The sequence below is a fragment of the Chryseobacterium indologenes genome, from assembly GCF_018362995.1.
Lineage (GTDB): Bacteria > Bacteroidota > Bacteroidia > Flavobacteriales > Weeksellaceae > Chryseobacterium > Chryseobacterium indologenes_G.
In genome coordinates, this window is record NZ_CP074372.1 from 3,085,532 (window position 1) to 3,112,142 (window position 26,611).

Below are 26,611 nucleotides of genomic sequence, written 5' to 3' on the forward strand. Positions count from 1 at the left end.
ATTAATTAATATAAAGGCGGCTTCAATTGAAGTCGTCTTTTTATTTACCAAAAAATCCTGCTTTAAACAATTGGAGCAGTCAGCTTTTAAAATCATAAAATACATAGCTTCAGACAAATCTACAATCTTACTTTAATCTATCCAGAAGACCTGCTCTATAACTTTCTCCAATGGGAATTTCAAACTCGGGAAGAATAACTTTTTTTGCCCCGATGCTTTTGATTTTATCAAGATTGACAATAAAGGATTTGTGAATTCTTACAAATTTTTCAGAAAGCTGATTTTCCATAGATTTAAGAGTGTCCAGGACGATATATTCATTATTTTCTGTTCGGATATTGACATAGTCTTTGATGCTTTCAACGTAAAGAATTTCATGAAAACCGATACGATGCCTTTGCCCCGAAGATTTCACAAAGAAATGTGTATTTTCTTCCTGTGGAAAAGAGAAACGTTCCTGAGCTTTTAATACGCTTTTCTGAAACCTGTCGAAGGAAATAGGCTTCAGAAGGTAATCTACCACATTATGTTCATAGCCTTCCAGTGCATATTCCGAATAAGCGGTTGTTAAAATATATTTTTGATTGGTTCCCACGATCTTCATAAAATTGATTCCCGTAAGTTCCGGCATCTGAATATCCAGAAAGATGAGGTCAGAATCATTTTTCTGCAGATATTCTAAAGCCAGAATTGGGTTTTCTGTAGAGAAAACCAGTTCAAGAAAAGGAACTTTCTCCACATAATGCTCCAGAAGAGACATTGCTAATGGCTCGTCATCAACGATAATACATTTTATCTTATTCATCTCTTAAATCAATTTTTAAATCTACAATAAATTCCGTTTCCGAATCTTTGATTTCCAGCTGATGTTTAGGATATAAAATTTCCAATCTTTTCTTCACATTCTGAATTCCTATTCCGGAAACAGTATCTTTCATTTTCTGTGTCTTAAAATTTAAAAGATAAAAATGCAGCACCTTGTCATGATCTGAAATTTTCATCTCAAACCCTTTATTACGGAAATCACCGTGTTTAAAAGCATTCTCAACAAATGGAACCAACAGCATCGGTGAAATCTTCAGATGAGGATGCTGAATATTTTTTTCTATAATCAATAACTCAGGATTCCTGATTCTAAGTTTCTCCAAAGCAATAAGACTGTCAATATATCCGATTTCTTTATCCAGAGAAATAGTGTCTCTTTCTAGGTCTTTTGTGCTATACCTCAGCAATTGCCCAAGTTCTTCAATAGCAGGCAATGCTTTATCTGATTTTTGATATACGAGGGAGTAGATATTATTTAATGAGTTAAAAATAAAATGCGGATTAATCTGAGTTTTCAGTGCCTGAAGTTCTGCCTGTTTCTTTTCGATCAGAAGCTGCTTTTTATCATTTTCCGCAACTCCATATTTTTCCAGAATCCAAAGAATACCCGCTATAAAAGTAGTCAGAGAACTGTTGTATATATTATCGAAGAAATAGTAGAGAAGCCCGGTTCCTTCATCATAATTCCGGAAGCCGAGAGTAGAAGGCAGAATCATTTCTTCCAAAGCATATCTCATGCTGGCAAAACATAACAATGTCAGGATAAAAACAAAGACCGCCGAATACAGTTTCTCAAGTTTAAAAATCTTTGGAAATATAAACAGATAGGAAATATAGAATGTGGTAATTTTTACAATAAAATAGGTAATTCTCAGAATATGCAATTCAGGACGATTGGTCTCTGGGACAAAAAAATTAGGTGTAATGACGGTTCCAAAAAAATTGAACCCCCAGTAAATAATTTGAAGCCAGATAATTTGCTTTTTATTCATATTCAAATATAAATCTCTGCACGGATAATTCATCAACCCTTTTCGATAAAAACCTGTTTTTTTCCGACGAAACTATTTTGACATCCATAATCATCGCCTTCATCTAAATGCTATTTCCTTTCAAAGGGCCTTATTATACTTTTGTCAGAGAAATTTAACACAATTATCATTTAACCTGTTATTTACATCTTATGAAAAAACAGTTTTTATTTATAACTACCCTTGTATGTTCTTTGGTAACCGCACAGACAAAAGATACTGCTAATGTCAACAAAATTGAAGCAGTAACGGTAAATGGTAAAAAAGTTCTGGTAGAGCGAAAAGTGGATCGTCTTGTTTATAATGTTCAGAATTCTATGCTTTCACAGGGAAGCTCCGGAGCTGAGGTTTTGGCAGGAACACCTTTATTACAGATAGATGAAAACAAAGGTCTGCTTTCTATTGCAGGAAAAAATGGAGTTTCCGTGATGGTGAATGACCGCATGCTCAATCTTTCCGGATCTGAACTGATTAATTATCTGAGAAATCTTCGTTCTGAAAACATCCTTAAAATTGAAGTGATAACCACGCCGCCTGCCAAATATGAGGCTCAGGGAAACAGCGGGATTATCAATATTGTTCTTAAAAAGAATCAGAATCTCGGGTGGAACGGTTATCTGACTACAAATTATACTCAAAAAACATACGCTGCATTCGGCACAGTAGCAGGAATAAACTATCAGAATGAAAAGATGAAAGCTTCGGTAAAAATCCAGGGATATGACGGAGCCAAAAGATCAGTAGAAAACTATAAAATAATAGGCGAAAAATCCTCTATCAGCAGAGATGAAAGGAGAGATATGAATGATGGATTAGGTCTGAATGCCAATTTTGATTATTCCCTCACTAAAAATTCCAATATCGGATTGGTATATGATATTTCGAAAGGACATTCTGATATGGATATCAATTCAAAACAGAACTACTTCACCGGAAGCAATCCCACATTGCAGACAATTACGGATTCAAAACATCGCTCTTCTTTTACTTCACAAATGCTGAATTTATATTTTGATCAGAAATTCGGGGAACATAAGCTAAGTCTGGGTGCCAATTACTATGGGAATCTTCCCAATACTGAAGTTAACTTTACCACAAAAAACATTGCCAGCAATTCAACACAGGTTGTCAAGAATCTTTCGTCAGTAGATTATAAAATCTATTCCGGACAGGCAGATTTAACTTTAAACTTCAAAAAAATTCAGTTAGAAACCGGTGCGAAATTCAGTCAGTTTTCTAATAATTCAGAGATTGGATATTTTGATGTTATCAATGGAAATTACATTATAGATCCTGCAAAAAGCAATCTTTTTGATTATAATGAAAAGAATTATGCGGCGTATATCAGCGCCAGTAAAGATCTGGGTGAAAAATGGTCTGTGAAGGCAGGTCTCCGTTATGAATATTCGCAAACCAACGGTTTCTCTCCCACTACACAATCAAAATCTGAGAATAATTACGGAAAATTTTTCCCGACAGCTTATGTATCTTATAAAGCCAATCACGATAATCAGTTCAGCATTAATTATTCCCGAAGAATAAACCGTCCCTATTTCCGGGCTTTAGACCCGTTCCGATGGTATTCTAATCCAAACACTTACTATTCAGGAAATCCAAGCCTGCAGCCTTCTTTCAATCACAATATTGAATTCAATTATATTTTTAAAAATAAATTTTCTGCCAATCTTTATTACCAGAGAACAACGAATAATTTTGATCAGATCTCCTTCCTGAACGGAATTGATCTCACCAGCACTTTTGAAAATTACTACAATCAGAATATTTACGGAATCAATTTGAATTATACCGATACGTTCTTCAAAATCTGGGAAAGTAATATTTCCACTTCGTTCAGTTATAATGAGACTCAAATTACGAGGTTCAACCTGGTTCCTAAAAACGGACAGTCATTTTATTATTCTCTCAACAATACATTCCAGCTGAATAAGGCTAAAACATTTATGCTGTTTATCAACTACTGGAATAATCTGCCTTCCCGGGACGGATACCTTTCTGTGAAGAACAGAGCAAGTCTTGATGCCGGAGTAAAGATGAGCTTTGCGGAAAAAGCGCTTCAGGTTAATCTTTCGGTGAGTGATATTTTCAAGCAGTCCGGATTTAAGGCTGATATGTATTTTACTGATAATACACAGTCGTTCAACAACTATTGGGATGCCAGAAGAATGACACTCAGCATCACATACAATTTTGGAAATCAGAAAGTAAAATCAAACAACAGAGCGGTGAATTTTGAAGAGAAAAACCGTGCTCAATAATTTAATACAAACAAAAAATAATAATCCTATGAAAACCATTATTTATATTTTCCTATTATGCCTGTCTACATCTGTTTTTGCTCAGACAAAACCTTCAGATTATTTTAAAAATCCAAAGACTAAAGTGCTGGTGGTGGGTTCTTTCCATTTTGATTATCCTAATCTTGATGCTAATAAAATCAATAAGGAAGATCAGATAGATGTTCTTTCACCCAAAACCGCAAAGGAAGTCACTGAGCTCGTAGAATATATCAAAAAATTTAAGCCTACGAAGATTGCTATTGAAGCCTGGCCAAACTGGAATGCCAATCAAAAGCTTAAAGAATACAGCGAGGGCAAACTCCGGGACAAAAGAGACGAACGGTATCAGCTTGCTATGAGAATCGCCAATGAACTTAAAATCAATGAACTTTTCAGCATTGATGCGGAATCTATTTGGGATGATCTTCAGAAGCAGTTTGGAAAAACCGATTCTACATTTTTTAATAACCTCAGCAAAGATTATGATTTTAGTAGTGATGATGTGATTTCCCAGCAGTTTAACCGTTTCTTCAAGAGTTCTGAACCTAAGAATTTCAAATCGCTCTTAGACACTTTTATTTATATGAATTCAAAAGAAAGTCATCAATACGGATATGGTGCTTATTTAAGCGGAGATTTTAAACTAAGAGAACATGATGGTGCCGATATGCTTGCCCTTTACTGGTACAGCAGAAACCTGAGAATGTTCCGCAATATTCAAAACATACCGCACAACAGCGAAGACAGAATTCTTGTGATTGCAGGAAATGGCCATGCGGCAGTATTAAGACAGCTTTTCACATCTTCAGCAGAATATGAATTTATCGAATTTTCTTCATTGAAATAAATAAAATTACAACAACGGCGACAACAAAAAACTCATTTTTTATTGAGTAACAGGATATAAAAAAACAGAGAATAAATCTCTGTTTTTTACTAAATTTCCAAGCTTTATTGATTAGAATCTGAATTCAATTCTTGCAAATAAGAACCTTCCTCCTATCCCATATTGGGAAACCTGTCTGGAATAGACAAACTGATTATCAGCTGTTAAAGAGCTTATACCTGGGCTTTTGGAAGGCAGTATATTTAAGATATTATTACTTCCGATGGTGGCAGAAATATTTTTATTAAAATCATATCCTACAGATAAATCTGTCACCAGACGGCTATTCAGAATGAAATGCTCTGTGCTTCCTGTTACCCCATCAAAATTAGCATCCACAACATCTGCATCTGTCACTTTACCGAAGAAAGAATTACGCAGTACAAAAGTAAAGGCGGAAAATCTTAAAGTATTGGATAAGGTAGCTTTTACACGTGGAACAGCTTCTTCAAAATACACTCTGTTCGGTTCTGAGAAATAATTATCGATCTGGCTCACCAATTTAGGAGATGCATGGATATCCCCGATTCTTTTGGTTTGATTAAAATTGACTCCTAAATTATTCTCCAAAGAAACTGCCGATGAGATTTTTGAGTTCTGAGAAATGGTAATATCCAAACCTTTCGTCTGAGAATCTACAGCATTGGCAAAAAAGTTAGCAGCACTTGCTCTCGCCAGATCAAAAGCACTCTGCAGAACAGCCTGATCAGAACCTGGAGTAAAACTACCATCAGGACGATAGAAAAGATCTGTAAGCACTACCCTATCTTTAATCTTTATTAAATAAGCATCTGCTGTGAAGGTCAGGCTTAATGCCGGAATCTTCCAGGTAATTCCCGTGCTGTAAGATTGTGAAGTCTCCTGTTTTAATTTGGGAATGCCCAATGCCTGTGCAGCCTCAGAATTATTTCTGAAAGTACCTACTTGTGTTGTTTTCCCCTGCTGAATCAACGTAGAAGTGGAACTATAATAGATTTGTGCTAAAGAAGGCGCTCTGAATCCTGTGGAAACCGCTCCTCTCCAGTTCAGATTGGGAGCCAGCTTTACATTCGTTGCCACCTTATAATTAAATGTAGACCCGAAGTCTGAATAGTTCTCATATCGTAAGGCTCCTTCCAACAGCCATCCGTCAGTAACCTCTAGCTCTGCATCAGCATAAGCAGCGACACTGTTTCTGTTTCCTGAAACTGCATTTTCCGGACTGAAGCCTGGAAAAACCTGAGCCCCAGCTGGTCTTACTTTGTCAAAGAAATCGGTAACTTTTTCATTTTCAGGAGTGTTAGCGGTTACTACACGTCCATAAATGTCGTAAGAAGCATAAGAATTTTCTTTTCCTGCATTGACTTTATAATTTTCATGTCGGTATTCACCTCCGAATGCTATATTCAAACCTTTCAGCACATCGTATTTTTTGGAGAAATCCAGATTGACGGTATTTTGTGAAAATTCAGATCCTCCGGCATCAAATGTTCTTGGAGAACTGTCTGTAAGCGAAGCATTATAGGTATTTACCACTCCGAAACCAAAGGTATTTTTCCCGAATGTATTACTGAAATCCACATTCCAGCCATTCCATTTTCCTTTAATTCCGGCAGCAAGTGAATAATCATTTACGGTTGCTTCAATCTGAGGAAGATATCCATTGGGAGTAACGGCATTGATGTTTCTTTCATTATTAGGAAGACGGTAAAAGCCTCCTGCATTTCCAAGACGATAGCTGTAGCCTCCAAATGAATAAATCTTCCATTCATCATTCACAGGAATTTCAGAGTTGAAAAAGAGCTGCCCTGACTGTAGTTTAGATTGTCCTGCCCTCAGACTGAAATCTTTTCTCTCCAATCCTCTGTGATTAAGCTCCTGGGAGGTAAAATCTCTCCTTAATAAATCTTGAAGCTCAGAAATGCTGTTTGCCCCTGAGATCTGAGACTGAAAATCATTCCCAAAATAATCTACTTGGGCTGCATACTGTTTAATCGTGTTGATAATCTGCTGAGTATTGGGAGTATTGGTAATATTTTTATATAATCCATCAATATTAACTCCATCCTGTAATGCTCTGTAATTAATTGCATTATAAGCATTAAAGATATCTCCTTCCCTCACTCCTGCTCTGGAATATGGATCACGATATTGGGCAGAACCGGTAACATTAAAAAACCCGGACTTTCCTATTTTAGCTCCATAATTAAGATCCACAGAAATGGTCTGTCCATCCACTCCTCCGGAGAAATTATTGGCAACAGGTGAAGCATATCCACCTAAAAATACCTGTCCGGAAAGTCCAAGTCTTTTTTTCAATCCCAGGTTAACGACTCCGGCAATAGCATCGGAACCATATTGGGCAGAAGCACCGTCTCTTAAAACTTCAATTTTCTCTAAAGCAAAAGCTGGAATGGCATTAAGATCAGTTCCCACAGAACCTCTTCCCGGCGTAAGGGTAACATTAATCAATGAAGATTGGTATCTTCTTTTTCCGTTTAACAAAACTAAAACCTGATCTGGACCTAACCCTCTTAAAAGAGCTGGATCTACGAAATCAGTTCCATCATTAACGGTGTGAGAAGTGGATGAAAATGAGGGTACGATATAATTTAAAGCCTGGCTGATATTATTAGTAGGACTCTGTTTTAAAATTTTTGATATGTTAATGATATCTACAGGAACAGGGGTCTCCGTCAATGATCTTCCGGAGCCTCTTGATCCAAGGATTACTACATCTTCTATTTTTTTAGATTGTAAAGTGTCCGTCTGTGCGTAATAAAATGTAGAAATGAGCGCGATAGAAGGAACAAAGATTCTTTTTTTGAAATTGTGCATAGTATTGTTGTGTTCTTTTTGTTGTTAAAATTATTTTTGAGCAATACAAATCCTGTAGCCTTAATTTTAAGGTTACCATTGGTCTTTGAAAATGTTTGTATTATTTTTTAGAAATAGAAATGGCTAGAAGCAACAACACATGCGCATGTAGAAATGGCATGAAAACATATGGGAATAATGAAGATTCACTTCATGATCCGAAGAATAAAAAATTACTGATGGAATGTGATTTCCCTTGTCTTTAAACATTTGGCTTTAACTTTAAAACAAAAATTCAAGATGGGAGTAATGATAGAATGATAAACATTTTTTCCGGAAGATCCGGCTTATCGATTGCAGCACCTTGCTTGTTTTTGCAGGTTGCTATCCCATCTAGAGATTCTTGATAATTACCTGGCAAAGATATAATTATTTCGGAAATAAAAAAATATTTAGCCTAAATTTTCGATTTTCAACATTTTAGCGTAACAAATTATGTTTTTCAGCGTCTAACCGGATATCAGTAAAACATTATGAAAAAAACGATTTTCGCTTTATCTTTATTAAGCTCTATTTTTGTTTTTTCACAGGAAAAAAATAATAAACCTCAGGAAAAGCAAATTGAAGGTGTAGTCATCACCAAAACTAAAAAAGCCGTTGAACAAAAGGCAGACCGTACCATTTTTGACTTTTCCGAGCAACCTCAGCTGAACAACGGAAACGTTTTGGAGGGAATTAAAAAACTTCCGGGACTTGTATCTACCGACATCGCAGGAATGATGTATCAGGGAAAAATGCTTGAAGTATATCTTAACGGAAGACCACTGAATATCACATCCAATGAATTGAACTCTTTCCTGGAAGGAATGCCTGCCAATTCTGTAGAAAGAATTGAAGTGATCACTCAGCCCGGCGCTGAATTTCCAGCCACTTCCGGAGGTGCGATCATGAATATCATCACGAACAAAAATGCCAATAAATATTTAACTGCTACTTATTCAGGTAATTATTCTTTTACAAATTACGACAAGTATAGAAGCAGAACGACCAACTCCGTTAATTTAAATGCCAGAAATAAATATTTCGGATGGCAGCTGAATGTAGGACAAAACTACCGTGAAAGCATGTTAAACGGTCAGCAGGATGAACTTTTAACGAGTCATACGGACAGATACGGACGCGGATATTTTGCAAAGTCAGGATTAACTTTTGATTTAGGGCAGGACAGATTATTATTAAACTATGACATTTACCACAACAATAATGACAACTACACTTTAAGTAACGGTCATGGAGATTTGCCTTTTGAAAATAATCCAAAGGATTTAAGAGAGGCATTTTATACTTCTTCGGATGTTGCCCATACCAATAGTTTGAGACAGGAAGCAGTTGTAACCTATCAGAAACGCTTTGCTGACAAATCTCAGAAGCTGGATTTCCAATTTGGTTATACAAGGTCTAACAGCAAGTTCGCTCAGGACAATTATTTCCAGAACGGTACATTTGTAATACCTGCAAACACTCCTATCAATAGCGCTATGAGTGGCTTAAAAGATATTCTGAACAATGAATCTGTGATGAATATTGCCAACTTCAAAGTAGATTATGCCCAGCCTATCAAGCTTCTTGATGGCGGAAAAGTAAGCTTTGGAGGATTATATGAGAAGCAGGATTATGATACGGAAAGTTTTGGCTTAACCAATCTTGAATATCAGAGACAGACGGCTTCAACTTATCTGGAGTTCCAAGCTAAATTGAAAAAGTTTGATTTTACATTGGGTTCCCGTGCTGAAAACTATGATATTTCCGGGGTAACAAGATATTTTGATAAGGATGCAAAACTTGTAGAGGCTAATCTGATTCCCTTCAATAAATTTAAATTTTTCCCGAACGCAAGTGTGCAGTATAACATGATGAATCAGGTTTATATTGCTGCGAACTACAACAGAAAAATCAGTTTACCAAGTATTTCTGCCCTGAACCCGAATAACGTAACGTTCTCCGGACCAAGTACGGAGGTAAACGGTAACCCGAATCTGCAGCCCACAATTTTTGATAATTATGAAATAAAAGTATCTGCATTTGATTATGCATTTATCGGGTATAGCGTAAGCTCGGCAAGTAATCAGGTGGCACAGATCATCAGAAAAGACGGAAGAAAACTCTTTAATGAACAGGTGAATATTTCAAATATGAAAATTCACAATTTCAACGTTGGGCTACCTGTCCCTTTTATGATTTTCAGTAAGCCTTTGAGTGAGATCATGAAATTTGATTTCAATCCCGACAAAATCAACTTCATGTACTTATACGCAGGTTATCAGAAACATGAAATCGACAATCTGAATAATAAAGGATTCTGGATTTTCAATATCATGACTCAGATTCTTTTGCCTAAAGACATCAAAATGACAGCCAATTACAGCTATCTGACGCCAAAAGCAGGATATTTCTACTTCACGGCAGAGAAACCATTCAACAACTCTCTTGATATCACATTGACGAAGAAGTTTATGAATAACCGTCTGACACTATCTGTTTTTGCGAATGATATTTTCAACGGACAGATGATGCAGGTACGTTCTAACCCGCCATCTGGAACTCCGGTAATGATCAGCAGCAAGTATGACACGAGAAATTTCGGATTTTCTATCAACTATAAAATTCCAACGAGAAATAAGCTGGCGAAAGAAGACCCGAATATCCTAAATCAGACGAAAAAAGAGGATAACGGAGGCGTAATGCAGCAGGCACAATAATTCTTCTTTTTTTATACAACAAAGTAAAAATAGGCAGTAAAATTTTACCGCCTATTTTTTTTATAGGTTTTGGCTAAAGCCATTGGAGGTACTTTTAAAAGTAAAATAAATTGTCTTTTTGTCATTCTGACGAAGGAAGAATCTTATTAATAAAAGCGTATGAGATTCTTCACTACACTTCATTTCGTTCAGAATGACACTTTTGAGACAGCCATTTCTATTGATAGTAAAATAGTGTTATTTGTGAAAATATTTGTGATATTAGTGTTTACATCAAAAATCTATCGTCTGAAATCTCCAGTCCAGCGTATCTACCAATGTCAGCTGATTAATACTCACCGGAAGATCCGTGATAATTTTCAGCGTCTGAAAAGCCATCATGCTGCCTATGATTCCGGGAAGAGCTCCCAATACACCAAGGCTGTCACAATCCGGCACATCTTTATCGAAAGGCGGTTCAGGAAAAATATCTCTTAAATTTTTACTTCCGTTATGATTAAATACAGATATCTGTCCTGAGAATCCCAGAATGCTTCCGTAGACCAAAGTCTTTTTTAAATTCACGCAGGTATCATTTACAAGATATCTTGTTGAAAAATTGTCTGAACCATCCACGATAACATCGTACTGAGAAAGAATTTCTTCAGCGTTTCTTTCATTGAGTTTTTCCTCAATCCCATTCAATGTAACCTGATGATTAAGATTTTCTACAAATTTCTTAGCACTCTTTACTTTTGAAAATCCTACCCTTTCTTCAGTATGAATGATCTGTCGGTTCAGATTATGAAGTTCAACCTCATCAAAGTCTGCAATTCCCAGAGTTCCTACTCCTGCAGCGGCCAGATATTGAATAACAGGACTTCCCAAGCCTCCTGCACCTATGACAAGGACTTTTGAAGCCATTATTTTCTTTTGTCCTTCCAATCCTATTTCTTCAATAAATATCTGCCGGCTGTACCGTGAAAAATAGTCTTCTTTTTTCATACTTTATGATAATTGAACCATTAAGATTCTTTAAGTTTTTAAGGAAAGTTAAGCTGAGCTTCGCTTTAAAGAGATGTTATCTTAAAAATCTTCGATTTTTTCTTAATTAAACTTTACTTCTTCAAAGTCCTTAATGGTTTAAAAATTTTAAATTCCACTATAAACAGAATCCCAATCTTTCATGACAGGATCGTAACCTGCTTTTTTGATCATGAGTCTGATTTCATCCATACTTCGTTCGTCACTGGTTTCAAACTGTTCCAGAGATTCTTTATCTACGGCATAGCCACCCGGATTGGTTTTTGAGCCTGCACTCATTGCAGTAGCCCCCAGAGACACTATATTATTTCTGAAGACTTCATTTTCTCTGGTAGAAATGGAAATTTCAAGGTCTTCATTCCAGATTCTGTAGGCACAAATGAGTTGAAGAAGGTCTTTGTCTTCCATGATAAAATTGGGTTCGATAATTCCTTCTGCTGGTCTGAGCCTTGGAAAGGAAACAGAGAATTTACTTTTCCAATACTGTTTCTGAAGATAATCAATGTGTAAAGCATTGAAAAAACTATCTACTCTCCAATCTTCAAGTCCAAGGAGAACTCCGAGTCCAATTTTATGAATGCCCGCTCTTCCTATTCTATCCGGAGTCTCCAGGCGAAAATGGAAATTTGATTTTTTACCTTTCGGATGATATTCTCTGTAAACATCCTGATGATAGGTTTCCTGATATACCAAAACAGAATGTACTCCCTCCTCATGAAGCAATCTGTATTCTTCTTCCATTAAGGGTTGAACTTCAATGGAAATATTGGAAAAATGAGGTTTTAACTTACGGACAGCATTCTGAAAGTAAGGAACTCCAACTATTTTATTGGCTTCACCACTCACCAGCAATACATGATTCACTCCCATAGATTTCAATACTGATGCTTCGATCATCAGCTCCATATCGGAAAGTGTTTTCCTTTTCAGTTGATTATCAAGACTGAATCCGCAGTAGGTGCAGATATTCTGGCATTCATTGCTGAGATACAACGGAGCATAGAGCTGAATGGTTTTTCCGAATCGTTTTTGGGTAAGGATCTGTGTCATTCCCGCCATCAGTTCCAATTCCTGAGAAGCGGCTGGTGAAAGCAAATTCAGAAAGTCATCAAGGTTTTTAGTCTTTTTCTGAAGACTGTTTCTTACATCAGCCAGAGTTACTTTTTCAAGCTTATTCTTTACTTCCTCCCATTGATAACGTTCAAAAACATCTTTAAAGCTTTTCATAATTTTGATTTATTCAAACAAAAACGAAGTAAGCGGACTTGAAGCTTCAGCATGATTAGCAATGGCTCCCAACCCTGATTCAAAAGCTCTTCTTCCGGCAATAACTCCTTCTTTAAAAGCCACAGCCATATTCAACGGATTTTTAGCAACAGCAATGGCGGTATTCACCAAAACTGCATCTGCTCCCATTTCCATGGCTTTTGCTGCATCTGATGGTGCCCCGATTCCTGCATCTACTACGACAGGAACGTTACTCTGACTGATGATTATTTCCAGAAAATCCTGTGTTCTTAATCCTTTATTCGTTCCGATGGGTGCTCCCAAAGGCATTACCACAGCGGTTCCGGCATCTTCAAGACGTTTGCATAAAACAGGATCGGCATGAATGTAAGGCATCACCACAAATCCCAGTTTCGCAAGTTCTTCAGTTGCATATAAAGTTTCAATAGGATCTGGTAACAAATATTTCGGATCGGGATGAATTTCCAGTTTTACCCAGTTTGTTTCCAGTGCTTCCCTGGCCAATTGTGCTGCTAATACAGCTTCCTTTGCGGTTCTGGCTCCTGAAGTATTAGGCAGAAGATGAACATTTGTTTCTCTTAATGAATCGAGAAGATCATCTTCACTGGATTGTGCATCAATTCTTTTTAATGCCATAGTCACCATATCAGTTTCGGATGCGATGACAGACTGTACCATATCTCTCAGACTTCCAAATTTTCCTGTTCCTAAAAACAGTCTTGATTCAAAAGTTCTTCCTGCTATTTCTAATTTCTGATGGTTCATATCATTACTTTTTTTAGTTCATTAATAATGGTCGGCTTCTTTGTAATAATCCCGGATATGGCAACACCATAAATTCCGATCTCCTGTAACGGGAAAATATCTTCAAGGCCAACACTTCCGATCGCAAATATTTTGGGAATATCTATTGATTTTTCTCTTAATCCGTTAATGATATTCTGGTAGCCTTCAAACCCGAGAACAGGGCTTAGTTTTTCTTTGGTTGTAGTAAATCTCAATGGTCCTAAACCGATATAATCACAAGATTCATTGATTCTCTGGATAACGTCTGAAAGGGTATTGGCTGTTCCACCAATGATTTTATTTTCACCTAAGATCAATCTTGCTTCTTCGATGGCGCTGTCATTTAAGCCTAAGTGCACACCATCGGCGTCAATTTCTTTCGCTATTTGTACATGATCATTGATGATGCAAACCGATTGATATTCTGAACAAAGTTGTTTTGATATTTCACAAAGATGAATCAATTCATTTTCAGGAGCATTTTTCCATCTTACCTGTACCCATTTGATTCCGTTATCAAGGGCTTTTCGGATATGAAATTCCTGTTCCTGTATTGTGTTTCCTTGTGATATGTATTGTAATTTTTCCATATTTTCTATGAATGCGTTCCCAGTAAAGAGGAATTGCTTTTTAAAAATTTTTCGATGTATAGTTTCCCATTTCGGCAGGCAGTTTTCATATTTTCACCTTTGGCGAGTTCTGCTGTAATGGCTGATGATAAAACACAGCCCGAACCATGTTTAGGAAAGTATTCTTCATTATGGCTGTTGGGTTGTAAAACAATTTCTTTTTCGTTTTCAACTAAAACATCCGTTCCTAAATGATCATCTCTATGCCCTCCTTTGATCAGCAATGAGCATTTATTGGAATCCGGTAAAAGATTCTTTTCCTTTAAAACATTGTACTCATTGTAATTGGGAGTTATCAAACTGAGTTTATTAACAACCGTTTTTAATTGAGAAAGGGTTTCAAGATCAAAGAAATTGAATTCGGAAGTGCTTTTCAGAACGGGGTCCCAGACGACTTTCACATGAAGATTTCCTTTTTGAACAGTTTCTACAATTTTATTCAGAAATTCAGCATCCTTCACTATTCCTATTTTCACGGCAGATACGGGATAGGTTTCCATCAACACGTGAATGGCTTCGGTGACTTCATCTATAGGTCGCCATTCCAGACTTAAGCATTTGGAAGCAGTTTGTAATGTCAATGCTGTACATACTCCCAACCCCATTACTTTTGATTGCTCAAAGGTTTTACTATCTGATAATAAGCCTGCTCCACCGCTGGGATCGAAACCAGCGATACTTATGACATAAGGACGTTCCTGCATTTTTTAAATACTTTTAAAGGTTCTTCACTTTCCCAGATGGCACCTAATAAAGCCGCTCCATCTACATCTGATTCGAAAACTTCATGAATATTATCCTCATCAATTCCCCCAAGAGCAATCAATTTCACGTCCAGATTATTCCTATGGATTATTTCTTCTTTAATGGTAGAATCCAAACCATATCCTTTTTTGGAAATACTTGGAAAGAATGGGCTTATGAAAGCATATTCCCATTCTTTCTCCAACGTATTGTAGGCTGTGATATCATGTACTGAAGTTGAAATATTATTTTCCTCTGCAAAAGATTGATATCTCCCTTGCTTCCGATCCATTTCCCTGAAGTGAAACCTTGAAATATTATATTCCTTTCCGAGATCGTAATGCGTATGCAGTACCAGCTGAGGATAGAAAGCTTCATCAATCCGGGTAATCAATTCAGTCATTTCATTCCTGCTGATCCATGGTTTTCGGATATGAAGCAAATCAAGTCCTTCCTGAAACATCTGATTGATACTATCAGTTTCCTTTGGAACCATCAGCTCAGGAGTGATAACGAGGATCATATATAAATTTCTTTGCCTTTCTCAATGAATTCCTGTGATTTATCCAGCATTCCCTGTTCTGCAGATTCACGAATTTCCTGTGTAATTTTCATCGAGCAGAATTTCGGTCCGCACATTGAACAGAAATGGGCAATTTTTGCACCTTCTGCCGGTAAGGTCTCATCGTGATAAGCTCTTGCCGTTTCAGGATCTAATGAAAGATTGAACTGATCTTCCCATCTGAATTCAAATCTGGCTTTACTTAATGCATTGTCTCTATACTGTACTCCCGGATGACCTTTTGCCAAATCTGCGGCATGAGCAGCCAGTTTATAGGTTATTACTCCAACTTTTACATCATCTTTATTCGGAAGCCCTAAATGTTCCTTCGGAGTTACATAGCAAAGCATTGCACAGCCAAACCATCCAATCATGGCTGCCCCGATTCCGGAAGTGATGTGATCATAACCAGGTGCGATGTCTGTTGTTAATGGTCCTAAGGTATAGAATGGAGCTTCATGGCATTCTTCCAGTTGCTTTTCCATATTTTCTTTGATCATATGCATCGGAACATGCCCCGGGCCTTCAATCATGACCTGTACATTATGTTTCCAGGCAATTTTTGTCAGTTCACCTAAAGTTTCCAGTTCTGCAAACTGAGCGGCATCATTAGCATCTGCAATAGATCCGGGACGAAGACCATCTCCAAGAGAGAAAGCGACATCATACTTCTTCATGATCTCACAAATCTCCTCAAAATGAGTGTACAGGAAGCTTTCTTTATGATGGAATAAACACCATTTCGCCATAATAGATCCTCCTCTGGAAACAATTCCGGTCACTCTTTTTGCGGTTAAATGAATGTATCTCAACAAAACTCCTGCGTGGATTGTAAAGTAGGAAACCCCTTGTTCTGCCTGTTCAATAAGGGTATCTCTGAAAATTTCCCATGTCAGGTCTTCCGGAACTCCTTTTACTTTTTCCAATGCCTGATAGATCGGAACAGTACCAATAGGAACCGGACTGTTTCTGATGATCCACTCTCTTGTTTCGTGAATATTTTTCCCGGTTGAAAGATCCATAATGGTATCAGCTCCCCATCGGCAAGCCCATACTGCTTTTTCTACTTCCTCTTCAATACTGGATGAAACAGCGCTGTTTCCGATATTAGCATTGATTTTCACCAGGAAATTTCTTCCGATGATCATCGGTTCACTTTCCGGATGGTTGATGTTATTGGGAATAATGGCTCTTCCGGCAGCTATTTCGTCTCTTACAAACTCCGGAGTGATTTTACTTTTAGGAGTATTGGCTCCAAAGCTATGTCCGGGGTGCTGAAAAGCCATTTCTTTAGATACTGATTCCAGCTGTTCTATTCTTTGATTTTCTCTGATCGCCACATATTCCATTTCCGGAGTGATGATTCCCTGTTTTGCGTAGTAAAGCTGTGTAACTTCTTTTCCTTCCTGTGCTACTTTAGGTTTATGATCGTAAGAAAATCTTAATTCATCAAGACGCGGATCTGCCAAACGGGCTTTTCCGTATTCTGAAGTGATTCCTTCCAGGGTATTCACATCATTTCTGTCCAGAATCCATTGTTCCCTGATTCTTGGCAGTCCTTTCTGAATGTCAATAACTGCATTTTCATCTGTATAAGGTCCCGAAGTGTCGTAGATTGTTACCGGAGCATTATGTTCAAAGCCGCCATTGCTAAGTTTGGTGGGGCTAAGCTGTATTTCACGCATTGCTACATTGATAGGATGTATTGTTCCTTCAACATAGATTTTCTTTGAGTTCGGAAATGGCGAACATGTAATGGAGTGAGCCATAAGTATTGGTATTAAATATGAGAATTAACCGCCCTGAGTGGCAGTGATGATTAAAACTGAATCGTTGTTGTTGAGAATGGTTTCCGCCCAGACTGATAGCGGGATAATGCGATTATTAAGCGCTACAGCAATACCTTTTTTCTTTCCGGGTAATTCAATAGCCAGTAATGCTTCCAGGTTGGCAGGAAGTACATCAAATGTTTTTCGGGTGTGGTTGATTATAAGTTCCATTCCTAATAATTTTAAATATACTTTAGGAATGGCCATTATTGTACAATAGAATGTACAGCAAAAGTCATCTACTTTTCCCTACGCTGGTATGATCCAGATCAGGTTCAAAGGGTAAAGTCTCAGTCTGTTGATACAGACACCCCTAAAGTTGGGAACGAAGTTAGACATTATTTTGAAATAAGCAAAATTGATTTTTGTTTATAATGAAAAAAGACCATCTCGGTTTTGAGACAGTCTTCATTTTATTTTAAATAGTTCTTTAGTAAAACAGCTTCAAGCTTCCATTAGAATTATATTGATTAGTCCAATTGGATTGGCTCAGAAAAAATTCGGAGCTGTAAGGTTTATATTCTTTTGAAATCATTCTTTGAGGATTATTTTTTGATAATGAAAAGTAGAAATAATCTTCAAAAACACCCAGATTCTTAAATGGATTTTGTGCAGCATCAAAGTTATCCAATGTAATTTCATTTGTAACATAAGCATCAATATTATTATGCTTTTCAGTTTTAATTGCCTTTTCTAAATTTCCTGAGGTGTTATAAATAAACTTTTCTACGTAGGTCAAAATATAATCTTGTGGATCAGTCGGATCGTATGGAGCATTAGGATATTGAGTTAAGATCTCAATTAACTTTCCTGAAGCATCATAAGTATAGGTCAAATACTTATCCATATATTGATTATTAGCCTGTGGAATAACTACTTTAATAACTCTACCCTGATTATCAAATTCAAATTTCCTTTCATTCAATGGAACATTAAATGATGGATCTGAGCTATAATTTCCTACAACAGCTGTATTTCCTGTATAAGATATTTTAGTATAAATCAGATTTGTAAATCGGTCCGGAGCTCCCGAAGCTCCTGAGGACTTCAAAATTCCTCCATTTTTTTTATAAACTCTTCCCTGAGCATCATATTCGAACATATAATTTTGTTCCAATCCATTAAAAACAGGTGATAAAAAAGGATAATTCCACGATATTTTACTAGTATTTTCAGTAATCGTCTGTTGTGAATTATCAACCGGCAATTCATCATTGTCTGAACAAGATGCCATAACCAGCAATGTGGCTAATAAAAGTGATTTGAATTTCATGGTATAGTTTTTTATGATATGCTTATTCTTCACAAGCTCTCCAGATCGCATCATTCTGCGGAACGGGAGCTGTAATTTCAATATTTTCTTTGGTAACGGGATGAATAAATTCCAGCTTTCTTGCATGAAGATTGATTCCTCCATCCGGATTGGAACGTGGGGCTCCATATTTCAGGTCTCCTTTAATCGGAACTCCTGTTTTAGATAATTGTGCTCTGATCTGATGGTGTCTTCCGGTTTCAAGGTCAATTTCAAGCAGCAAATAATTGTCTAATGTTTTGATCACATGATAAGTCAAGATTGCTTCTTTGGCTCCTTCCGTAGCTTTAGGAAAGACGATGGCCTTATTATTTTTTTCGTTTTTCTTTAAATAATGTACCAGTCTCTGACTTTGGGGAATCATTTCTTTACCCACAACTGCCCAATATGTTTTTTTTACCTCTCGGTTTTTCACCATCTGCGTAAGACGGGAAAGTGCTTTGGAAGTCTTAGCATAGATCACCAGCCCGGAAGTTGGACGGTCTATACGATGAACCAAGCCGAGAAAAACATTTCCCGGCTTAGCATCTCTTATTTTTATAAAATTCTTGATGGATTCTAACAGTGATTCATCACCGGTCTTATCACCCTGAACGAGCTGGCCAATCTTTTTATTAATCACCAGAAGATGGTTGTCTTCATATATAATCTGCTCCTTCATATTTCTTCAGTCTATCTTCTTCTATTGGATAATGATAGGATGATTCCTGCCAGAAGTCCTACTGTTTTTACTGCAGAAAGTTTTGAACCTTCCGGAATGAATGCTCCCAATACACAGATAGCAGCGGCAGCATACATAGCATAGACAAAATTCTTATTGGTAAGCAGTGGAGCCTGGATAAAGAAGCTTGCACCTATCAGAACATAAAAAACTTTTCTTGAAAGTAAATGATTGATTTCCGGAGAAAATAAATTAAACCATCCCACAGCAAGACAAATCAGTGCTGCAATAGATAATATTCCCTGGATAGATTGTTGATTCTGCATAGATTAATAGCTTTCATTTTCGTTTGGAAACTCTACGTTCTTCACATCTTTTACATATTGAGAAACGGCTCCTGTAATTTCTGTGTAAAGGTCAAGGTATCTTCTTAAGAATTTCGGGCTGAAACCTTTGTTCATTCCTACCATATCGTGATATACCAAAACCTGCCCATCACAATCTGCTCCGGCCCCGATTCCGATAGTAGGAATGGAAATGCTTTCAGTCACTTTTTTCGCCAATTCTGCAGGTATTTTTTCCAATACAACAGAAAAACAGCCTAATTCTTCCAAAAGCTGTGCATCAGCAATGAGTTTTTCAGCTTCTGCCTCTTCTTTAGCTCTTACTTTATACGTTCCGAATTTATAGATAGACTGTGGTGTTAATCCCAAGTGTCCCATCACTGGAATTCCGGCATTGATGATTTTCTTAATAGACTTGGAAATTTCTTTTCCGCCTTCAATTTTCACGGCATGCGCTCCACCTTCCTTCATCATTCTTACCGCAGACTCCAATGCTTTTTCAGGATTACTCTGATAAGTTCCGAAAGGTAAATCTGCTACTACCAAAGCTCTGTCGGTTCCTCTTACCACACTTTGAGCATGATAGATCATTTGATCCAGCGTAATAGGTAATGTAGTTTCAAAACCGGCCATTACATTCGCTGCAGAGTCTCCAATCAAAATAGCGTCTACTCCACCTGCATCTACCATCTTTGCCGTGGTAAAATCATAGGCTGTAAGCATTGTTATTTTTTCCTTGTCGAATTTCATTTTACGCAAGGTTTCAGTCGTAACTTTTTTAATTTCAGAGTGAACAGACATAATTTATCTATTTTTAAAAGTTAAAAAGTCGGCCTTGAGCCGACTTAAGTTTTTGTATGATTTATAAAACTACGTGACCGAGTTTCATGAGTTTGTCGTGATTTAAGATCTTGATATTTCTTCCGTCTACTTCAATGAGACTATCCTGTTTGAATTCTGAAATCAGACGGATGGCACTTTCTGTAGCGGTACCGATGATATTGGCAATTTCTTCTCTCGTTAATGAGATCTTGATAAAGCCTTCAGGGTCTACTCCCAGCTTCTGTTCCAAAAGCAGCAGTATTTCAGCCAGTCTTTCTCTTACCGTTTTCTGGGCAAGGAAAGTAATGGTATTTGAAGATTCTCCTAATTCGTATGAGATTTTTTGAAGCATTACGAAAGACAGCTGCGGATCTACTTCCAGAAGATACATGAAAATATCTGCGGGTAAGAAAACACATTCAATATCTGTCATTGCTTCTGCTTTGGCCTGGAAATTTTCCCCGCAAAGCAAAGAACGATAGCCGATGATATCCCCTTCTTTGATAAATCTTAAAATTTGGTCTTTCCCGAACGCTCCTGATTTCGAAAGTTTGGCAGCCCCTTTTTCCAGGACAAATACTCCTTTTGGAGTTTCCCCATCCTCGAAAATGGTTTCATGTTTCTGAAAACTCAGTTTCTTTTTGCCATTAATGTATTTTTCAAAATCTGCGCTAGAAAGTCTTTCTTTAAATGATTTATCATTAAAAACTCTGGCGAACCTCTCTTCAATTGCTATCTGTTGTTCCTGCGGCATTTTATATGATATTTATCACAAAAATAGAACTTTTTAACGCGATAAACAAAAAAATTTGTTATAATTTTGTAGTTCAATATTTTATGGGGTGAGCGAGAACTGTTTTCATTGTGGTCAAGGGATAGAAAAAGAGAGAATTTTATTTGATGAAAAGACTTTCTGTTGTAATGGATGTAAATCTGTTTATGAAATTCTAAATTTAAATAATTTAAGCAATTTCTATGAGCTTAATAAAGGGGCAGGAATTCGTCCGAATGACGAAAATTCTACTCAATTTGACTACTTAGATACACCGGAAATTTTTGAAAAAGTGACTGATTTCTCTGAAGGAAGTACCAGTCTCGTAACATTCAAAATCCCTGTAATTCACTGTTCTTCTTGCATCTGGCTATTAGAAAGCCTTCACACGTTAAATAAGCATATTAAATATTCGCAGGTTAATTTTACAAGAAAGACCTTACAGATCTCATTCAACCATAACGATCTGAAATTAAGCGAACTCGCTAAATTTTTAACCAACCTAGGATATAAACCGATCATCAGCCTTGAAACCGCTGATAAAAATGAAGATCATCTCGACAAATCTTTATTGGTAAAATTTGCCATTGCTGCCTTTGCTTTCGGTAACGGAATGTTCCTTGCTTTTCCCGAATATATCGGAGGTGAAGATTATTGGATGGACCATTATAAAGGCTTATTCAGAACCTTGATATTCCTTCTGGCAACACCTGTTGTTTTTTACTCAGCTTCAGATTATTATAAATCTGCATGGTATGGTTTAAAAAATAAAATCGTCAACATTGATGTTCCGATTGTCTTAGGAATTTTCGTTTTATATGGAAGAAGCATTTATGAAGTTGTAACAGATTATGGTCCAGGATATTTCGATACTCTTTGCGGACTTTTATTCTTCATGCTTCTTGGTAAAATTTTCCAAAAAAGAACATACAACGCTCTTTCCTATGACAGAGATTACAAATCTTTCTATCCTATTGCTGTAACGAAAGTTGATTTTGAAGGAAAACAGGATAATATTTTATTGTCTGAAATAAAAGTGGGTGACAGAATTCTTGTTAGAAATCAGGAAATTATCCCGGTAGATGCTATTCTGATCAACGGAGAAGGAAACATCGACAACAGTTTCATCACAGGAGAAAGTGAAAGTATCAGCAAACAGCCTGGTGATAAGATCTTTGCCGGAGGTAAGCAAATAGGTTCGTCTCTGGAGCTGGAGGTCATCAAAAATGTTGACCAAAGTTATCTTACCCAGCTATGGAATAAGGAAGCCTTTAAGAAACATGAGACCGGACTTGACACGTTGACAAACAACATCAGTAAATATTTCACATTCATCATTTTAGGCATTGCTCTTGTTGCAGGAATTTATTGGGCATTTATTGATTTAGAGAAGATGTTCCAGGTAATTTCAGCCATTCTGATCATTGCATGTCCTTGTGCTCTTGCACTCTCTGCACCGTTCACTTTCGGTCACATTATGAGAATCTTAGGCCGGAATAAGTTTTATGTAAAGGACACTTTAACGATTGAAAAAATCGCGAAGCTTGATACGATTGTCTTTGACAAAACCGGAACGATTACCCACAGAAAAAAATCAAATATCAAATACGAAGGACCTGAGATCAATGAATTTGATTCTCTAAATATTAAAACGTTATTAAAGAACTCCAACCACCCTCTTTCAAAATCATTATATGAATTCATTGAAGTAAATGATGATTATTTCCCAGTAGAAAATTTTGTTGAAATTTCAGGAAAGGGATATGAAGCCAATGTAAGAGGAAATATTTATAAAATTGGCTCTGCCCGTTATAATGGTCAAGAGCCTAAAAATCTGGAAACAGCGGTTTATATCAGCAAAAACGGAGCGTATTTGGGTAAATTCATCTTTAAAAATGAATACCGTCCGAAACTAAAAGAACTTTTCACAAAACTTACCAACTACAAAATATTTATTCTGAGTGGAGATAATTCCTCAGAAGAAAACCAGCTTAAAGAACTTATTCCAAATTATAAAGGAATGGCCTTTAATCAGAACCCGGAAGACAAGCTGAATTACATTAAAAACCTTCAGGATCAACATATGAAAGTTGCAATGCTGGGAGATGGGCTTAATGATGCAGGAGCTTTAAAACAAAGTAATGTAGGGATTGCAATTGCTGACGACACAAACAGTTTCACGCCATCTTCCGATGTGATTATGAACGGCGACAAAGTGGTTACACTTGACAATTACCTGAACGTTTGTAAGGGCTCTATCACCATTGTGAAAATGACATTTATAATCAGTTTTCTATACAATATCGTTGGTTTAAGTTACGCTGTTACAGGACATATGCATCCGCTCTTCGCTGCAATCATCATGCCAATCAGTTCGATCACAGTGGTTACATTTACCACACTTTCAACCTGGATTTTAGGTCGGAAATATTTTAAAAAACGGGCTTAAAAGCCGTTATTTAGACTGATTTTAAATTAGCTGAAATCGTCTTTTCGTGATGAAAGTCATTATTTTTCACTAAATTTGAACCCCGAAAATAGGTTAATTTTGTTGTCCAATGGATATTCTATATTTAATGATCCTCTGCAGTGTTTCTTTGGCTGCGATTTTCTTGGTCGTATTTATAGTGTATGCCCGAAAAGGACAGTTTGAAGATGATGAATCTCCGGCTGTCAGAATCCTTTTTGATGATGAAAAAATCAAAGAAAATGATGAACCTGGCAACAAAGATAAAGACGAGAAAGAAATAGGAGAAAATAATAAAAATTGAGAAAAATAGTGAATAGTTGATATGGAAACACAGAAGTTTAGTTATGACAATAGTATTGTCCGTGCGTTCCTTTATGCGACCTTAGTTTTCGGTCTTATAGGGTTTACGTTCGGGCTTACGGCGGCATTAATGCTTTTCTACCCTGAATTACCTGAATTCTTTTTCGGGACAGATGACACAACCATCAAAAGTTTGGCATCAGGAAATATTCAAGGTTTAATAAACACTCATGGTGCATTTGGTTTTGGTAGAATCAGAATGCTGCACACCAACACCGTAATCTTTGCATTCGTTTGTAACATTGTTTACACGGGTATTTATTACTCATTACAGAGATTATTAAAAACAAGAATGTACAGTGACACATTGTCTTGGTTACATTTCTGGACTTGGCAGTTTATGATCGTTGCTACGTTCATTACGTTCTTTATGGGAATCAATACCTCTAAGGAATATGCTGAACACGAGTGGCCGATCGACATATTGATCGCATTCTCATGGATCATTTTTGGTATCAATATGTTCCTGACTATTTCAAAGAGAAGAGTGAGACACCTTTATGTAGCAATCTGGTTCTATATCGGTACATGGATTGCAGTAGCAATGCTTCACATCTTCAACAATCTTGAAGTACCTTTATCTTTCACAGGCTGGAAATCTTATTCAGCATATGCAGGGGTAAAAGATGCTATTGTACAGTGGTGGTATGGACACAATGCGGTTGCATTCGTATTGACGACTCCGGTTCTAGGTTTAATGTATTACTTCCTTCCGAAGGCTGCAGACAGACCGGTATTCTCTTATAAACTGTCTATTATTCACTTCTGGTCATTAATTTTCGTATATATCTGGGCTGGTCCTCACCATCTTCAGTATACAGCTCTTCCGGCTTGGGCTCAGGCGGTAGGAACCGGGTTCTCTATCATGCTTATTGCACCATCTTGGGGAGGAATGTTAAATGGTCTTCTTACGTTAAGAGGAGCTTGGGATAAAGTAAGAGAAAATCCTATCCTTAAGTTCTTCGTAGTAGCTGTTACCTGTTATGGTATGGCAACGTTTGAAGGACCACTTTTGGCAACTAAAAACATCAACAAAATTGGTCACTTTACAGACTGGGTTATCGGTCACGTACACTTAGGAGCTCTTGGATGGAATGGTTTCATGGCATTCGGGGTTATCTATTATCTGGTACCAATTATGTGGAGAACAAAACTTTGGTCTGTAAAATTAGCTAACTGGCATTTCTGGTTAGGTACTTTAGGAATTATTTTCTATGCAGTTCCAATGTATATTTCAGGATTTACACAAGGATTAATGTGGAAGCAATTCAACCCGGACGGAACATTATTATGGAAAAACTGGTTGGATACGGTAACGGCTATTATTCCTTACTTCAAAATGAGATTCGTAGGAGGTTTATTCTATATCTCAGGATCTATCCTAATGATCGTAAACGTAATTGCTACGGTAAGAAAAGGATCATTCCAGAAAGAAGTTCCTGCTGAAGCTCCTGCATTAGCAAACATCAGTAAAAACAGAAAAGAAGGAGAAGGTACTCACCTTTGGTTAGAAAGAACTCCGGTATTATTAGGTATTTTATCTTTTATCACAATATCTATTGGTAGTTCAATTGAGATCATCCCTACTCTATCTCTTAAGAAAAGTGTACCTACGATTTCAGCGGTAAAACCTTATTCACCACTTGAACTTGAAGGTAGAGATATTTATATCCGTGAAGGATGTAACGCTTGTCACTCTCAGATGATCAGACCGTTCAGAGATGAGATCACAAGATTCAACGGTAAAAACGGACAATACTCCAAAGCTGGAGAATTCGTATACGACAGACCGTTCTTATGGGGTTCTAAAAGAACTGGACCGGATTTACATAGAGAAGGTGGTAAAAACCCAAGTTCTTGGCACTACAAGCACATGTACAACCCAAGATCAACTTCTGCAGGTTCCATCATGCCTCGTTACCCTTGGTTAATTGCTACTGACTTAGACAGAACTAAGATGGTAGACAAAATGAAGCTGATGAAAAATGTATTCGATGTACCTTATTCTAAGGCTGAAATCGATTCTGCAGATAAATGGGCAAACAACCAATCAGCAAAAATTGTAAAAGATATCTTCTCTGAAGCAAATGACCTTAAGCAGGCTTATGCTAAGAGACCTCAGGGAGAATTAGAGAAAAAAGAAATTGTAGCTCTTATTTCTTATCTTCAGAGATTAGGTACAGATATTAAAACAACTGAAATCAAAACAGCAAGTAATAACTAAAAAACATTAAAAGGCTCATATTATGATTCCTCAGAACTTTAAAGATATATTATCCAATACAGAAAACGCTGGTTTCTACCAGACGCTGGCTCTGATTTTCTTTATGCTGTTCTTCATAGCTTTGGTAATCTATGTTTTTAGCAGACCTAAAAAATATTACAAAGAAGAAGAAGAGGCACCTCTTGGGGATGATGAAGATGATGATTTTAATTTAAAAAATTAAACTATTTT

At 36.9% G+C, this 26,611-nt stretch carries 23 protein-coding genes and 2 riboswitches; of the genes, 7 read left to right on the forward strand and 16 right to left on the reverse strand.

What is annotated here, in order from left to right:
- Positions 1–127: 127 nt before the first annotated feature.
- Positions 128–805: a LytR/AlgR family response regulator transcription factor gene (locus tag DYR29_RS13915; RefSeq protein WP_213277343.1), complete on the reverse strand. Its 678-nt coding sequence runs from the start codon at positions 803–805 to the stop codon at positions 128–130.
- Entirely contained in the window at positions 798–1,817 is a 1,020-nt protein-coding gene (locus DYR29_RS13920; RefSeq protein ID WP_213277344.1) for a sensor histidine kinase, read from the reverse strand. The genes DYR29_RS13915 and DYR29_RS13920 overlap by 8 nt, the downstream gene beginning before the upstream one ends.
- 191 nt (positions 1,818–2,008) lie before the next feature.
- Between DYR29_RS13920 and DYR29_RS13925 the strand changes: the two genes are divergently transcribed.
- Together DYR29_RS13925 and DYR29_RS13930 are read left to right on the forward strand one after the other, a co-directional pair.
- The gene (locus DYR29_RS13925) at positions 2,009–4,132 is read left to right on the forward strand and encodes an outer membrane beta-barrel family protein (protein ID WP_213277345.1); all 2,124 of its coding nucleotides are present in this window, start codon (positions 2,009–2,011) and stop codon (positions 4,130–4,132) included.
- Between the two features lie 28 nt (positions 4,133–4,160).
- Positions 4,161–5,000 (forward strand): DUF5694 domain-containing protein, encoded by an 840-nt coding sequence (locus DYR29_RS13930; protein ID WP_213277346.1) that lies wholly within the window; start codon positions 4,161–4,163, stop codon positions 4,998–5,000.
- A gap of 111 nt (positions 5,001–5,111) precedes the next feature.
- On the opposite strand, the gene DYR29_RS13935 is transcribed toward DYR29_RS13930, so the two are convergent.
- Positions 5,112–7,856, reverse strand: coding sequence for a TonB-dependent receptor plug domain-containing protein (locus tag DYR29_RS13935; protein WP_213277347.1), 2,745 nt, complete (start codon positions 7,854–7,856; stop codon positions 5,112–5,114).
- Positions 7,857–8,152: 296 nt separating this feature from the next.
- Positions 8,153–8,250: riboswitch (SAM-I-IV-variant riboswitch) on the reverse strand.
- 118 nt (positions 8,251–8,368) lie between these two features.
- Here DYR29_RS13935 and DYR29_RS13940 point away from each other — a divergent pair.
- Entirely contained in the window at positions 8,369–10,594 is a 2,226-nt protein-coding gene (locus tag DYR29_RS13940; RefSeq protein ID WP_213277348.1) for an outer membrane beta-barrel protein, read from the forward strand.
- Between the two features lie 273 nt (positions 10,595–10,867).
- Here the strand turns inward: DYR29_RS13940 and DYR29_RS13945 are convergent, their stop codons facing one another.
- The 13 genes from DYR29_RS13945 to DYR29_RS14005 form a co-directional block, all read right to left on the reverse strand.
- Complete coding sequence (locus tag DYR29_RS13945; RefSeq protein ID WP_213277349.1) at positions 10,868–11,578, reverse strand: HesA/MoeB/ThiF family protein; 711 nt, start codon at positions 11,576–11,578, stop codon at positions 10,868–10,870.
- Between the two features lie 147 nt (positions 11,579–11,725).
- Positions 11,726–12,844: a 2-iminoacetate synthase ThiH gene (thiH, locus tag DYR29_RS13950; protein ID WP_213277350.1), complete on the reverse strand. Its 1,119-nt coding sequence runs from the start codon at positions 12,842–12,844 to the stop codon at positions 11,726–11,728.
- A 9-nt stretch (positions 12,845–12,853) separates the two neighbouring features.
- Complete coding sequence (locus DYR29_RS13955) at positions 12,854–13,630, reverse strand: thiazole synthase (RefSeq protein ID WP_213277351.1); 777 nt, start codon at positions 13,628–13,630, stop codon at positions 12,854–12,856.
- A complete protein-coding gene (locus DYR29_RS13960; protein ID WP_213277352.1) occupies positions 13,627–14,241 on the reverse strand; it encodes a thiamine phosphate synthase in 615 nt (204 codons plus the stop codon). The genes DYR29_RS13955 and DYR29_RS13960 overlap by 4 nt, the downstream gene beginning before the upstream one ends.
- 5 nt (positions 14,242–14,246) lie before the next feature.
- Positions 14,247–14,984 (reverse strand): hydroxymethylpyrimidine/phosphomethylpyrimidine kinase, encoded by a 738-nt coding sequence (locus tag DYR29_RS13965; RefSeq protein WP_213277353.1) that lies wholly within the window; start codon positions 14,982–14,984, stop codon positions 14,247–14,249.
- Positions 14,960–15,547 carry a thiamine phosphate synthase gene (locus tag DYR29_RS13970; RefSeq protein WP_213277354.1) on the reverse strand — a complete coding sequence of 196 codons (588 nt, stop codon included), beginning with the start codon at positions 15,545–15,547 and terminating at the stop codon, positions 14,960–14,962. The genes DYR29_RS13965 and DYR29_RS13970 overlap by 25 nt, the downstream gene beginning before the upstream one ends.
- Entirely contained in the window at positions 15,544–17,355 is a 1,812-nt protein-coding gene (gene thiC / locus DYR29_RS13975; protein ID WP_213277355.1) for a phosphomethylpyrimidine synthase ThiC, read from the reverse strand. The genes DYR29_RS13970 and thiC overlap by 4 nt, the downstream gene beginning before the upstream one ends.
- Positions 17,356–17,379: 24 nt before the next feature.
- Positions 17,380–17,586 carry a sulfur carrier protein ThiS gene (thiS, locus tag DYR29_RS13980; RefSeq protein WP_047377339.1) on the reverse strand — a complete coding sequence of 69 codons (207 nt, stop codon included), beginning with the start codon at positions 17,584–17,586 and terminating at the stop codon, positions 17,380–17,382.
- A 58-nt stretch (positions 17,587–17,644) separates the two neighbouring features.
- Positions 17,645–17,740, reverse strand: a riboswitch (TPP riboswitch).
- Positions 17,741–17,845: 105 nt separating this feature from the next.
- On the reverse strand, positions 17,846–18,688 hold the full coding sequence (locus tag DYR29_RS13985) for a hypothetical protein (RefSeq protein WP_213277356.1): 843 nt from the start codon (positions 18,686–18,688) through the stop codon (positions 17,846–17,848).
- Between the two features lie 22 nt (positions 18,689–18,710).
- On the reverse strand, positions 18,711–19,388 hold the full coding sequence (locus tag DYR29_RS13990) for an RluA family pseudouridine synthase (protein WP_213277357.1): 678 nt from the start codon (positions 19,386–19,388) through the stop codon (positions 18,711–18,713).
- Between the two features lie 11 nt (positions 19,389–19,399).
- Positions 19,400–19,714 (reverse strand): hypothetical protein, encoded by a 315-nt coding sequence (locus DYR29_RS13995; RefSeq protein WP_047424697.1) that lies wholly within the window; start codon positions 19,712–19,714, stop codon positions 19,400–19,402.
- Positions 19,715–19,717: 3 nt separating this feature from the next.
- On the reverse strand, positions 19,718–20,533 hold the full coding sequence (gene panB, locus DYR29_RS14000) for a 3-methyl-2-oxobutanoate hydroxymethyltransferase (RefSeq protein WP_047381678.1): 816 nt from the start codon (positions 20,531–20,533) through the stop codon (positions 19,718–19,720).
- Positions 20,534–20,594: 61 nt separating this feature from the next.
- A complete protein-coding gene (locus DYR29_RS14005; protein ID WP_047424695.1) occupies positions 20,595–21,308 on the reverse strand; it encodes a Crp/Fnr family transcriptional regulator in 714 nt (237 codons plus the stop codon).
- 88 nt (positions 21,309–21,396) lie between these two features.
- Between DYR29_RS14005 and DYR29_RS14010 the strand changes: the two genes are divergently transcribed.
- The 4 genes from DYR29_RS14010 to DYR29_RS14025 all read left to right on the forward strand — a co-directional run bounded on the left by DYR29_RS14010 (position 21,397) and on the right by DYR29_RS14025 (position 26,603).
- Complete coding sequence (locus tag DYR29_RS14010; RefSeq protein ID WP_213277358.1) at positions 21,397–23,775, forward strand: heavy metal translocating P-type ATPase; 2,379 nt, start codon at positions 21,397–21,399, stop codon at positions 23,773–23,775.
- A gap of 109 nt (positions 23,776–23,884) precedes the next feature.
- Entirely contained in the window at positions 23,885–24,097 is a 213-nt protein-coding gene (gene ccoS, locus DYR29_RS14015; RefSeq protein WP_213277359.1) for a cbb3-type cytochrome oxidase assembly protein CcoS, read from the forward strand.
- Between the two features lie 21 nt (positions 24,098–24,118).
- Positions 24,119–26,380, forward strand: a complete 2,262-nt coding sequence (ccoN, locus tag DYR29_RS14020) for a cytochrome-c oxidase, cbb3-type subunit I (protein ID WP_213277360.1) — start codon at positions 24,119–24,121, stop codon at positions 26,378–26,380.
- Between the two features lie 22 nt (positions 26,381–26,402).
- Entirely contained in the window at positions 26,403–26,603 is a 201-nt protein-coding gene (locus tag DYR29_RS14025; RefSeq protein ID WP_002983870.1) for a cbb3-type cytochrome oxidase subunit 3, read from the forward strand.
- Positions 26,604–26,611: the final 8 nt, after the last annotated feature.